The 12247-nt window shown below is 64.8% G+C and carries 9 protein-coding genes; 1 reads left to right on the forward strand and 8 read right to left on the reverse strand.

Going from position 1 to position 12247, the window contains the following annotated elements:
- Window positions 1-8 precede the first annotated feature (8 nt).
- The 5 genes from GGQ99_RS24655 to GGQ99_RS24675 all read right to left on the reverse strand — a co-directional run bounded on the left by GGQ99_RS24655 (window position 9) and on the right by GGQ99_RS24675 (window position 7929).
- The gene (locus tag GGQ99_RS24655; RefSeq protein WP_183264586.1) at window positions 9-1538 is read right to left on the reverse strand and encodes an ABC-F family ATP-binding cassette domain-containing protein; all 1530 of its coding nucleotides are present in this window, start codon (window positions 1536-1538) and stop codon (window positions 9-11) included.
- Window positions 1539-1842: 304 nt separating this feature from the next.
- Window positions 1843-3498, reverse strand: a complete 1656-nt coding sequence (locus GGQ99_RS24660; RefSeq protein WP_183264587.1) for a vWA domain-containing protein — start codon at window positions 3496-3498, stop codon at window positions 1843-1845.
- 76 nt (window positions 3499-3574) lie between these two features.
- On the reverse strand, window positions 3575-4537 hold the full coding sequence (locus GGQ99_RS24665) for a GlxA family transcriptional regulator (RefSeq protein WP_108609163.1): 963 nt from the start codon (window positions 4535-4537) through the stop codon (window positions 3575-3577).
- 67 nt (window positions 4538-4604) lie between these two features.
- Window positions 4605-5501 carry a bifunctional methylenetetrahydrofolate dehydrogenase/methenyltetrahydrofolate cyclohydrolase FolD gene (folD, locus tag GGQ99_RS24670; RefSeq protein ID WP_183264588.1) on the reverse strand — a complete coding sequence of 299 codons (897 nt, stop codon included), beginning with the start codon at window positions 5499-5501 and terminating at the stop codon, window positions 4605-4607.
- Window positions 5502-5613: 112 nt separating this feature from the next.
- Complete coding sequence (locus GGQ99_RS24675; protein ID WP_183264589.1) at window positions 5614-7929, reverse strand: GumC family protein; 2316 nt, start codon at window positions 7927-7929, stop codon at window positions 5614-5616.
- A 162-nt stretch (window positions 7930-8091) separates the two neighbouring features.
- Between GGQ99_RS24675 and GGQ99_RS24680 the strand changes: the two genes are divergently transcribed.
- A complete protein-coding gene (locus GGQ99_RS24680; RefSeq protein WP_183264590.1) occupies window positions 8092-9387 on the forward strand; it encodes a lipopolysaccharide biosynthesis protein in 1296 nt (431 codons plus the stop codon).
- 1 nt (window position 9388) lies between these two features.
- Here GGQ99_RS24680 and GGQ99_RS24685 read toward each other — a convergent pair whose 3' ends face one another.
- Genes GGQ99_RS24685 through GGQ99_RS24695 form a run of 3 tightly spaced genes read right to left on the reverse strand, consistent with a single transcriptional unit; the run spans window position 9389 to window position 12215 of the window.
- Window positions 9389-10264 (reverse strand): DUF6492 family protein, encoded by an 876-nt coding sequence (locus GGQ99_RS24685; RefSeq protein WP_246389736.1) that lies wholly within the window; start codon window positions 10262-10264, stop codon window positions 9389-9391.
- Window positions 10265-10275: 11 nt separating this feature from the next.
- Complete coding sequence (locus tag GGQ99_RS24690) at window positions 10276-11043, reverse strand: WecB/TagA/CpsF family glycosyltransferase (protein ID WP_183264591.1); 768 nt, start codon at window positions 11041-11043, stop codon at window positions 10276-10278.
- The gene (locus tag GGQ99_RS24695) at window positions 11040-12215 is read right to left on the reverse strand and encodes a glycosyltransferase (protein WP_183264592.1); all 1176 of its coding nucleotides are present in this window, start codon (window positions 12213-12215) and stop codon (window positions 11040-11042) included. Before GGQ99_RS24695 ends, GGQ99_RS24690 begins: the two co-directional genes overlap by 4 nt.
- Window positions 12216-12247: the final 32 nt, after the last annotated feature.

Here is a 12247-nt window from a genome sequence, read left to right on the forward strand (position 1 = left end):
ACCGAAGGCTATGCGCCGTTTTTTGCCACGTCGGCGAAGAAGCCTTCCGGGCTCTCGACTTCGATCAGGCGCTTCTTCTCGATCTGCCAGAAACGGTTGCCGACGGCGCGGACGAAGCTGCGGTCGTGCGACACCAGCAGGCAGCTCGCCTCGTGCTTGAGCAGTTCGTCCTCCAATGCCTCCTGCCCGTCAATGTCGAGGTGGTTGGTCGGCTCGTCGAGCAGGTAGAAGTTCGGATTGGTGAGCCTCAGCACCAGCATGCCGAGCCGAGCCTTCTGGCCGCCGGACAAGCGACCGATCGGATTGGCCTGCATCTCGACAGTCATGCCGGCGCCGGCAAGCAAGGTGCGGGCGCGCTGCTCGCCGAGTTCGAAGCGCCGCGTCAGAACGGCCAGTGGCGCATCGCTGTCCCTGAGATCGGACAGGCCCTGGTCGCCGTAGCCCAGCACCAGCGAAGGCGTCGCCTTGATGCCGTCCACCGCGACGTCCGGCTGGGCGATGGCGCGCCTCAGCATATTGACCAGCCGCGTCTTGCCGGTGCCGTTGCGGCCGAGCAGTACGACGCGGTCGCCCTGGCGGATCCACAGCCTGCCAGTCTTAAACAGAACCGTGCCGTCGGGCGTGGTGACAGGCGCATCGTCGAGCGTCACCAGCACCTTGGCATGCGTGCCGCGATTGGCGAGCTTTATCGCACCGGCCGACCGCTCCAGATGGGCGGGGCGTGCAGCGTCCTCCAACTTGTCCGCCCGCTCCTTCAGCTGCTTGGTCTTCACCACCAGCAGATCGCTGCCCGAGTTGATGCCGATGTTGTTGAGCTTGGCGGCTTGTCGGCGCAGTTGCTGCGCCGTCTTCATATCTTTCTCGAAGCGGCGTGCATCCGACGCGTCGATCTCGTCGAGCGCTTCCCGTGCCCTGGAATAAGGCAGCGAGAACACTTGCGAGTTCTCGGGGCGCAGGAACAGCGTCCGGTTGGTCACGGCGTCGAGGAAGGCGCGGTCGTGGCTGCAGATCACCACCGGCACATCGCGCGGCAGCGCATTCAGCCAGTTTTCGAGCTGGGCTATACGAGCGAGGTCCAGGTGATTGGTCGGTTCGTCGAGCAAAAGCATGTCGGGTTCGGTCACCCAGACGCGGGCGAGCATGGCCAGCCGCTGCCAGCCACCGCTCAGTTGCGACAACGGGCGCTGGCGCATCTCCTCAGGCACATCGAGTTCATCGAGCACGATGTCGACGCGCCAGCTTTCGCTTTCGGCCTGATCGGCCGGCAGCGCCTGCAGCACCGCCTCGAAGAAGGCCACATCGCGCAGGCTGGCCGGCACGTCCTGCTCGACATGGCCGACGCGCAAGCCGCGCGCCCGGGTGATATCGCCTGTCGTCGGTTCGAAAGCGCCTGTGATCGAGCGCAGCAGCGTGGACTTGCCGCGGCCGTTGGCAGCGACGATGCCGAGCCGGTCGCCCGGTTCGATGGAAAGGTTGAGATTGGAAAAGAGCGGAGCACCGAGCGTTACGCCAAGCGACCTCAGATTGATCAAAGCCATGTTCGTTCTCTGGTCTGTCCGGACCTTCGCCCGCATCCGATCTTACGAGATGCTTTTGGGGAGCCAAGTCCGGTGAGTTGTCCAGATGCGATCGAGCACAAGGCTCGATGCCGCATCACCACTGAGGGCAGACCGGGAGAGAGTTGCGCTTTGGCGCGTCGTCCGAGGTCAGCCCTGCAAACGCATTTGCAGGGCGTGGACAGGGCCGCGCTGGCGGTGGAGATAGAAATGCTCGATCACGCAGCCCTCCTTTGTCGTTCGAGTTGCGCCGCTTTCATAGCTGCAATAGCGGCGCGAGACAATGCTACTGCACGGTGAGCTCGGTGCGCTCGCCCGCCTTGACGCTGGCAGAACCTTCCTTCTTGCCGGCATCGCCCAGGTCGGCCTCGACGACATAATCGCCCTCAGGCAGCGTGGCCTGGTGCTTCTGGTCGTAGGCGTAGCCAAAATCCTTGCGGTTGCCCTGGATGTCCTTCTTGGCCGCGTAGACCCGGATCTCCTTGGCACCCGGAGCCTCGATCGCCAGCACGCCGGCGCCGAGCACGGCGGTCACGTCGCCCGCCTCGCCGACACGAACGTTGAAGGGCTGTTCGGCCTCGGCCTGGTCCATGCGTGCAACGACGACATAGTCGCCGGCCGGCAGGTCGAACTTGTTGTCCGGCCCGTAGCCATAAGTGACTTGATCGCGCGTGCCGTCGATCTTCTTCTTCGCCTTGTAGATTCTGACATCGAGGCCACCGGCGTCGACCTTGTCGCCGCCCTGGGCATAAAGCGCATTGACCACCACGCGGCCGACGCCTGCGACGATGTCCTTCTCGACGGTCTGACCGGCGGCGAACTGGATCGTCTCATTGGCCTCGCCCTGGCCGATGGTGACCTTCACCTTGGTCTCGCCGGCCGGCAGCACCACCTTGGTCTCGCCGTAGTAGGTCGCCGGGTGGTCGCCACCGGGGAAGTCAAGGACGACGGCCGCACCGGTGTTGATGTCGCCACCTTCGCTGGGGCGTGGCCTGACGATCAGCGTGCCGGCGTTGAGCACAAAGAGCGGTTTGTAGGCCTGGCCCGCTTCGACCTTCAGCGGCTGCTCGACCGCCGCCTCGCCGAGCGTCGCGCGGATGACGTAGTCGCCGGCTTCCAGCGATCCCTTGTAGTTGCTGTACTCGGTGGTGATACGTTCGCCCTTGGTGCCGTCGGCATTGGCCTTGTAGATTTCCCAGGCGTTGCCGGCGTCCTTCAGCGGCGCTCCGCCTTCGGCCAGCGTCAGCTCTGGAATGAAATTGAACTCCGGCTTGGCCGGTTCAGGCGCCGGCGCGGGTTCAGGGGCCGGCGCGGGCGCAGGCTCGGCAACCGTCTGGGCGAGCGCGTCCTCGAGCCCTTTCGCATCGGAAGCCTGGATATACTTGCCGCCGGTGTTTTCGGCGAGGCAGGCGACCTGCCTGCCCTCCTCCGCCGTCAGGCCGAAGCCGACGACATGGGCGGTGAAATCGACTCCCGACTGCTCAAGCTCCTTGCCCAGTGCGCAAGGGTCGGCGTTGCAGGTCTCCAGCCCATCGGTGATGAGAATGACGGTTGCCTTGTCCTCGGTGTATCTGAGGTCTTCGGCAGCCTGCTTGACCGCGGCAGAAAGCGGCGTCTTGCCCAAGAATTTCATGCTGTCGGCGGCAGCGGTAATGGCAGATGCCGAGCCGGACGCCGGCGGCACCACCAGCTCGATGTCGGAACAACTGCCCTTTTCGCGATGGCCATAGGCCATCAGGCCAAGTTCGGTGTCGGCGGGAATGGTGGTGAGCACCGAACGGAGTGCCTGGCGGGCGATCTCCAGCTTGGGCTTGCCATCAATCTGGCCCCACATCGAACCCGAGGCGTCGAGCACGATGATGGCACGGTCGGCGGCACTCGCGCCCGCCACTCCCGCCAGCATGAGGACAGACGTCAGGATGCCTCGTGTGAACGCCTTCATGCTGCCCCTCGCCGATTCAGACCGTTTGTTCGAGGAAGCTAAACTTGGGGCCTGCCGCTGACAACCCTGGCAGCGCTCAATAGGTGGTCCGGCGCTCTTCGCTCGGCGGGCGGCCGAACTGCAGCCGGTAGCTCTGGGCGAAATAGGAATGCGAGGTGAAGCCGGTGGCGATCGCCACGTCGAGGATCGGCATGTTGGTCTGGCGCAGCAGCTCGCGGGCACGCTCGAGCCGGAGCCGCATGTAATAGCGGCCGGGCGTCACATTGAGATGGCGCAGGAACAGCCGCTCGACCTGACGAACCGACAGGCCCGCCGTCTTGGCAAGCTGTACCGCTGACAAGGGTTCGTCGAGATTGTCGGCCATCAGCTCGACAATGCGCTTGAGCTTGTCCGACTTGCCGGTGAGGTCGCGTTCGGGGCCGACCCGTTGGCGGTCGCCGGCATTGCGGATGCGCTCGTGCTGGAACTGGTTGGCGACCTCGTTGGCAAGGTTGGCGCCGAAATCGCGCTTGATGATCTCGAGCATCAGGTCGATCGAGGTGGTGACGCCGGCACATGTGTAGCGCTTGCGGTCGATCTCGAAGACGTTGTTGGTGCATTCGATATCGGGAAACTTCTCCATGAAGCCGGCGCGGTTTTCCCAGTGGATGGTGCAGCGGTAGCCGTCGAGTTGGCCGGCCTCGGCGAGAAGGTAGGAGCCGACCGATAGCGCTCCCAGGGCTGCGCCGCGGCGACCCCATGAACGAAGCGCGCCGAGCACCTTGCTCTTGCCGGGGAATTCGGTGGAGACGCCGACGCAGACGAACATGATCTCGACCGCCGGGACGTCGGCGACGGAATAATCGACCTTGAGCGGCAGGCCGTTGGAAGCGATGACCGCTTCGCCATCGGCCGAAACCGTTGTCCAGCCATAGACGTCGCGGCCGAGCAGGCGGTTGGCGGTGCGACATGTGTCGATCGCGGCAACCAGCGAGAACATCGAGAACTTGTCGACGAGCAGGAAAGCGAACTGGCGGCCTTCGGGATGAGGTTCTGACATGACGGCCAGGCCTACAGATTACGCCGACTTGGAAGCGGCGCCGCGATCAACAACGCCGCCCGCATTTTCAAAGGCCCTTGTATTCGAGGCCGGCGTGGCGATGGGCCGACACCAGCGTGTTGGCCATCAGCATGGCAATGGTCATTGGACCGACGCCGCCCGGCACCGGCGTTATGGCGCCGGCAACCTTTGCCGCGGAAGCGAACTCGACGTCGCCGACGAGGCGCGACTTGCCGTCGCCCTTGTCGGGCGCCGGTATGCGATTGATGCCGACATCGATGACGGTGGCGCCCGGCTTGACCCAATCGCCCTTGACCATCTCCGGCCTGCCGACGGCTGCAACCAGGATGTCTGCCGTGCGGCAGAGCGCCGGCAAGTCCTTGGTGCGGCTGTGGGCGATGGTGACGGTGGCGTTGGCCGCGAGCAGAAGATGGGCCATCGGCTTGCCGACGATATTGGAGCGGCCGACGACGACGGCGCTGAGGCCCGAAAGATCCTTGCCGTGCTTGCGCTCGATCAGCAGCATCGAGCCAAACGGCGTGCACGGCACGAGCGCAGTGTCGACCTCGCCGGTGGCAAGCTTGCCGACATTGATGAAATGGAAGCCGTCGACATCCTTGTCGGGCGCAATGGTCTGGATGATCTTGCCGGCGTCGATATGGGCCGGCAGCGGCAGCTGAACGAGGATGCCGTGGATCGAAGGATCGACATTCAGCTTTTCGACCAGCGCGACCACATCGGCCTCGGACGTTTCGGCAGCGAGCGTGTGCTGGACCGACAGGAAGCCGCACTCCTTGGCGGTACGCGACTTGTTGGCGACATAGACCTGGCTTGCCGGATCCTCGCCGACAATGACCACGGCCAGGCCAGGTTTGACGCCATGCGCGGCAAGCGCCGCCGCTGATTTCTTGACGCCTTCGACGACCTCTGCCGCGACAATCTTTCCGTCAATGATCTCAGCCATGTTCACTCCCTATGCAGGCACTGCTGGCGCGGCATTGTCATCAAAATTTCGACCCGCAACCCCGCCATTGCGGCGTCCGGTGCCGTAAACTCGAAACCGCAGTGCGGAATATTCAGAAGTAGCGGCGCGAACGGCGCTCGCGCAACTGGTTTAGCTCCTTGCGGACCTCGCGCAGGCTTTCGCTGATCTCATCGATCTGGCTGCGCGGCAACGGGGCCTCGGCTTGCGGCATGGCGCTCGCGGGCTCAGGCGCTGATGGAGCCTGTGGCGGCATGGGCGGCCAGGGATGATATCCGGAGGAAGCCGGCGGATAGGCATAGGTTGTCGCGTAGCCCGGAGGCGGAGGACCATAGCCAGGCTGCGAATAGGGCGGATAGGACTGCGGGAAGCCACCGTCTGCTGCCTGCGGCGCCACCTCGGCGGGCAACGACGGCGAGGCAGGCGCGGCCGCAGTGGCAGGGGACGGCTCCGCAACCTGGGGTTCCGACAGCGGCGCCGGTTCCGCATCCAGCCTTGACGAAGGCACTTCAACGCGGTCGTCCGGTCGGCCGCCCTCATTGTCCTCCACGGGCGCGGAGCGGCGCGGCGTGGGCCGAGCCCGAGCGCGCCGATTGGCGGTGTCGCGCAGGCTTTCGAGCGCCCCGCGCAGGCCGCCGAGGCCGACGCCGACGGCGAAGCCGGCCAGCATGCCCGCCAGAGAGATCATGGCGCGCGACGGCCCTGTCGATTCCAACGGCGGCGAGGCAACCGAAATGACGCTGACATTGGCCGAGTTGATATCCTTCTGCTCACCGGTCTCGCGCGCCCGAAGCAGGTACTGTTCATAGACTGCGCGCTTGGCGGTGACGTCGCGTTCGAGCTCGCGCAGCGTGACCAGTTCGTCAGCGACTTCGCCCTGGCGCACCTTGAGCTGGGCAAGCCGGGCGGCGAGTTCCTGCTCTAGCTGCACGGCCCGCTTGAGTTCGACCTGGATGGAGGCCGCGACCCGGCGCAATTCGGTTGCGATGCGTTCGCGGGCGCCGCTCAGCTGGGCCTCGACGGCGAGACGCTCGGGGTGACGCGGGCCGAGCCTCACCGCCGCCCGGTCGGCCTCCTGGGTGAGGGCTGCATACTGCGCGCGCAGCTCGGTGATCGCCGGCGAATTGATCGCCTCGGGCAAGGTGCCGCTCAGCACCGAATCGATGCCGAGGCTGCGGGTCGAGGCGGCCCGCGCATTCAGCTCCAGGGTACGCGAGCGCGCAGCGGTCAACTGGTCGTTGACGCGCTGGATCTCGTCGTCGGTAATCAGCCGCCCCTGCGGATCAATGAGTTCGTTTTCGGCCTTGAAGGCTTCGACCTTGCGCTCGGCGGCTTCGACGGACTTGCGCATCTCGTCGAGCCGGGCATTGAGTTCGTCGGTCGCACGGCCCGCACTACCGGACTGCAGCTCGCCGTAGGTCTGCATGAAGACCTCGGTCATGGTGTTGGCGATGAGCGCCGACTTTTCCGCGCTCTCCGTCTTGGCACCCACCGAGATGACGAAAGTCTTGCCGCCACGCTCGACGGTCAATGCCTCGGCGAGATGGGTCGTCGCCAGCGCGTGCCTGTTATCGACGGCACCTGTCGCCTTGTCGTCAGGCGAGATCAGCGAACGGACGAAGGAACGAACATCGAGGCCGCTGCCGGCCGTGCCGTTGAATTCCGGATCTTCGTCAAGATTGAGCTTGTCGACCACCTTGGTCAGGACTGTGCCCGATGTCAGCACCCGCACCTGGTTCTCGACGATGGCCAGCGTCGCCTCCGACGACAGGCCGCCCTCGGTCAGTTCCCGGTCCGTGAGCTTCAGGTTGCGCGGATCGACGATCATCTCGGTCCAGGCCTGATACATCTTCGGCATGGAAAGGGCGATCGCCACGCCCGCAAGCGCGCCGAGAAGCGTGGTCGAAGCAATCAACAGCTTGGATCGGCCAATGCCGCCGATGACCTTCATCGGGTCGATCAAAGGTTTCCAGCGCACATCGTCCGGGTCGTCCTGTTCGTCGAACGACTGGACCGCTTGCGGCTGAGCTGGCGTGCTGACGACTGCCGGCGCAACGGCCGGCTGGGACGGCCCCACCAGCCTTTCGCGCCAGCCGCCGATCAGCGAAGACTGGGCCGGCTTGTGCGGATCGTCGGCAGCTTGAACTACAGAGTCAGTTCGCGTGTGCGTGTCCGCCGCCATTTCGGTGGCCCGCTCTGCCTCGGAGCTGCGCGCGGCTATCTCCGCCTCGCGGCGAATACGAGCCATGCGATGGCGCGTGGCCGCATCCTGCGCATCCGGCTCGGGATGCTCGTCCGTGCCTAATGACAGCAGCGAAGCGCCTTGCCGCTTCGGAGCCGCGTCGTCCTGGGCGAGCGCGAGCAGCGATCCCTTGCGCCTGCCATCCTCGCGGTTCCCAGAATCGGCCATGTCTTGGGTTGCTTCCATGCACTGGGACGGATCAGGCGTCCGGTTCTTAACCCAAGCTAAACAGGCATGGGAAACAAAAGGTTAATTTTGTCACTTCAACGCTCCCCTGCCGCGCTTGCAAAACGGCACATTAAGCTTTGCGTCCTATCCTGCAGCCGGATCATGACCCAGGCCAACGACATACCGCGCATGCCGCTGCGCGAACGTATCGGCAGTTTCCTGTTGGAACGGCGCGCAATGCTGCGCGACTATTTCTCGGCAGTCAGCGGTTCGGCGGGCCGGCTGGTGTTCTCGCTGATCTATTTCGTGGCGCTGGCCAACACGTTGTCCATCGCCGATTTCGGCCTGTTTGCCACGGCGTCTGCTGCCGGCGTGATGCTGTCGCGCACGCTCGCCTTCGGTTTCATCTCGGCGCTCTACCGCACCGCCACGATCAGGCCGCGGCTGATCGGAAGCTATACCGCCGGCTTCCTGATGCTGTCGCTGCTGTCGCTGCCGGTGCTCGCCGCTGCCTCGGCGCTGACCTGGCTCCTGTTCTTTTCGAGCACGTTGTCGGCTGGCATCTTTGCCACCGTCATCTTCGCCGAGGCGCTGCTGTGGCGACCGGTCGAGGTGGCGATGATCGTCAACAACGGCCTCGGCCGCTTCGGCCGCGCCGCAGTGCTGGCTATCCTGACTTCGGCGATCAAATCTGCCGCCGCTGTGCTGTTCATCTTCTGGCCGACATCCACGATCGAAGCCTGGGCCTGGTTCTACGTCGCCTGCAATGTCGTTTCGCTTGCCGTCGCCTTCGGCGTCTTCTACCCGCGCCAGAGGCTCCGGCTGACGCCAGATCTCTATTGGCGCCGGCTTTCAGACTCGATCTATGTCGCCGGCGCGGAAGTGCTGTTCTATCTCCAGATGGAGTTCGACAAGCTTCTGGTCCTGGCCATGGGCGGGCCGCACCTCGCCGGCATCTATGCCATCGTCATGCGATTGGTCGACCTCACCGCCATCCCGATCCGCACATTCTCGATGATGCTGGTGCAGCGCATGATGCGCGCGCCGCAAATGCTGGCGCGGTTCAAGGTCAAGCTCGGCATCGAGGCCGGAATCCTGCTCGTCTCGACCTCGGCGCTGCTGTTCCTCGCCGTGGTGCTGCATTTCTATCCCAATTTCCTCGGCCGGAATGTTTCCGAGGCCGCGCCGCTCGTCGGCCTGGCCCTGTTCGTGCCGGCCTTGCGCAACCTCGTCGAATATCACGCCGAGTTGCTGTTCGCGCGCGGGCAGACGCTGATCCGCGCCGGCAATCTGGCCTTGCTCGCCGGCCTCAAGGCCGCATTGCTGTCGACCCTGCTGGTGCAGGTGGCCGACACGGAAAGCTTGGTGTGGTCGCTGAACGGGATGTTCGCGCTGCTCTATCTTGCGTCGGCAGCGGTGACCTATACGGCACTGCGCCGGCCCGCCAAGGCGATCTAGGTCAGGCGCCGACAAGCTTCCTGATACGGCCTAGATCGGTGCCGATGAAGGATTGCATGCCGATCGCCACCTGCTCCGGCGACATCTCGGAGACGAATGCCTCGAATTGCGCATCCGACAGCGGCGTGCCGGTCCAGTGGACGCGGCAGAATTCCTCGGAGCCGTGGAAATGCCCGGCCCCGCCAGCGACTTCGTCGACGAAGCGGCCGTATATCATGCATTCGGAAAATCTGCGCCGCGCGCACACCGCCTCGACCCAGTGCCGGCCGCTCACCTGCTCGACGCGGGCAAGCATGTCGCGCACGCTCGAACGGCGCCAGGCGATCAGGGTCGAGATGTAGTCGTGCGGCGAGACCTCCGGCGCCTCGATGCCAAGCACGGCGGCGGCGTTGCGCGACCAGACATGGTGATTTTCGTGATCCGGGCGAAGCAAGGCGTTTTCGCGGATGAACAGCCGCAACTTGCCGTCGCGCCAGAACCGGGCGCAGTCGAACGGCCTGAGGAAAGCGACGTCGGAATCGACATAGACGAGGGTTTGCTGCTCGATCCGCTCGGCGATGGCGATGCGGCGCAGTTGCTGCACATGCCAGCCACGCAGCGGCGGCGCCTTGAAACTCAGCCAGATACGGCGCTTGAACAGGCTCGTCGGGTCCGGCAGGTCACGCAGCCAGGACGGCAGCAGGTCGCGCTCGTCTATGACGGTACGCTGTCTGCTCTCCAGTTGGCGGAACAGCGCCACATCGCGGTGCTCGACCAGCAGATAGTGGTGCGACGCACCAGTGACATGGCGGTCGACTGTCTCGCACAACAGGCGGCAGCGCTCGAAATCGGCAGCGTAACTGGCCGTCACCAGAGCCGCGTCGGCAACAGCAGGCATGCCGCTTGCGTTCAAGAACGATCCCCAGCCAGCTTTTGGCGCAGCACGCGCAAGAGGAAAAGCGGATTGCCGACGATATAGCGCCGCCACAGCCGCCCAGGCTCGATGACCAGCCGGAACAACCATTCGAGGCGTAGCCGGCGCATCCACTCCGGCGCGCGCGGCACCGAACCGCTGAGGAAGTCGAGCAGCGCTCCAACGGCGATCGGCAAGGTGCAGTGCTCCGGTCCCAGGTTGCGTGCGATCCAGAATTCCTGGCGCGGCACGCCCATGGCGACGAGCAATATGTCCGGCCGCAAGGCGGCCAGAGAGGCGATGACCGCGGGCTCTTCCTGTGCAGTGAAGAAGCCGTCGTGGACGACCACAAACCGGTGCTGCGGCGCAATCTCGCCCAGGCGCTGGGCTGCCCGTTCGGCATTTTCGCGCGTGGCACCGAGTAGGCCGACCGTCAGCGGCTTGTCGGCCGCCAGGAGCAAGGCCGGCACGAAATCTGTACCGTTGAGATTGGCCGGAAACGGTGCCCCGTAAAGCCAGCGCGCGGCAATGTCGACGCCGATGCCGTCGGCCAAGACCAGGAAATCGTCCAGTGCGGCAGCAAATTCCTTGTTGGAACAGGCCACGTTGGCGTTGTGGGCATTGAGGAACCCGACCTTGGTGAAGGTCTTTTCCCGGATGAAACCGGACAACAGCGAGACCGCCTCTTCGCGCCCCAGGCTGGCAACTCGAATCCCGAGGATGCGCCGGAACGTTGCGGCCGGGTTGGAGATCGTCAGGCTCAAGCGACAACCTCGCGCGTGCCGGCACCAAGCCTGGCGAGACCGAGCGCAATCGCACGATCCAGCGCCGCGATCTGGCGACGGTGGAAGTCGGTGCCGTCGACGTCGGCCACGCGCTGATCGACAGTTTGTTCGAGCGCCCTGGCGAAGGCTGCGGGATCATCAGTCATGATGCAGTTCCGAGGCTTATGGGCAATGCCGCGCAACGAATGCGCCGTCGCCACCGACGGCAGGCCGAGTTCAAAGGTCTCGATGGTCTTGAGCTGGACGCCGCTGCCGGAGGTGCTGACCAGCGGGATGACGGCGGCACTGCGCACGAAAGCCTGGGCATTGGGCACGCGGCCAACGAACTTGACGCCGGGATGCGGCGAGGAAACACCGGCCGGAACGCTGCCAGCGATGTGGATGCGGAAATCCGCGCGCAGATGCGGAACCACCTTGCCCAGGAACCAGTCGAGGCCGATGCGGTTTGGCTCCCAGGTCCAGGTGCCGATGAGAGCCGCGTCGCAATCGATCGGGCGCGTGCCGGGTGCGGACGGAAGTTCGGAACGGGTGACCAACGGCAGCGCAACCGAGCGTGTGTCGGAGGCGACGCCGAGTTCGGCCCGGTCCTCTTCGGCCAGCGTGAAGACGAAGCGCGCATTGCGGCACAACCGCTTCTCGATCACCTCGAGCAGCCTCGCCTCGCGCCGGAACAGGGTGCGCTGGAAGGCACCCTTGGCGGCCAGCGAATTCTCCGCCGCCGAGCGGAACTCGACATTGTGCGCCACGAAGATCGACTGCTTGTCGCGAAAGACGTTTTCGAAAGCCGCGGCCATTTGAACGGAATTGAGGATGTAGCCGTCGAACGGCCCTGCAGCCTGGATCGCATCGCGCACCGTTTCCTCCGAGACCACGCGCAGCTTGGCCGACGCGAATGTCAGGCCGGAGGCAATAGCGCTCGCCAGCCATGCAAGCTTGCGCGGCAAGGGTGCAGTGTCGGTGCGCACGTCGAGCGAACCGAGCAGGACGGTATTTTCCGGATCGGACGGTGCCTTGCCCGGCCAACCGAAACCAAGCACGGTCACGCGCACGCCGTTGCGGCGCAACGCGTCGATGATCGCCTGGTTGGCGATCTCGTAGCCCGAGGAAAGTGCTCCGTCGGGCACGATCGATGTAGCAAACAGCAGATGCATCACAACAGATTCCTGACCCACGGCTAACAGGC

Origin of the sequence: Aminobacter niigataensis (genome assembly GCF_014200015.1) — a bacterium.
Classification (GTDB): Bacteria; Pseudomonadota; Alphaproteobacteria; order Rhizobiales; family Rhizobiaceae; genus Aminobacter; species Aminobacter niigataensis.

Bases quoted from the DNA above. Each gene is read 5' to 3' on its own strand.
- GGQ99_RS24655 (WP_183264586.1), bottom strand. From the start codon at position 1,538: ATGGCTTTGATCAATCTGAGGTCGCTTGGCGTAACGCTCGGTGCTCCG.
- GGQ99_RS24660 (WP_183264587.1), bottom strand. From the start codon at position 3,498: ATGAAGGCGTTCACACGAGGCATCCTGACGTCTGTCCTCATGCTGGCG.
- GGQ99_RS24665 (WP_108609163.1), bottom strand. From the start codon at position 4,537: ATGTCAGAACCTCATCCCGAAGGCCGCCAGTTCGCTTTCCTGCTCGTC.
- folD (WP_183264588.1), bottom strand. From the start codon at position 5,501: ATGGCTGAGATCATTGACGGAAAGATTGTCGCGGCAGAGGTCGTCGAA.
- GGQ99_RS24675 (WP_183264589.1), bottom strand. From the start codon at position 7,929: ATGGCCGATTCTGGGAACCGCGAGGATGGCAGGCGCAAGGGATCGCTG.
- GGQ99_RS24680 (WP_183264590.1), top strand. From the start codon at position 8,092: ATGACCCAGGCCAACGACATACCGCGCATGCCGCTGCGCGAACGTATC.
- GGQ99_RS24685 (WP_246389736.1), bottom strand. From the start codon at position 10,264: ATGCCTGCTGTTGCCGACGCGGCTCTGGTGACGGCCAGTTACGCTGCC.
- GGQ99_RS24695 (WP_183264592.1), bottom strand. From the start codon at position 12,215: ATGCATCTGCTGTTTGCTACATCGATCGTGCCCGACGGAGCACTTTCC.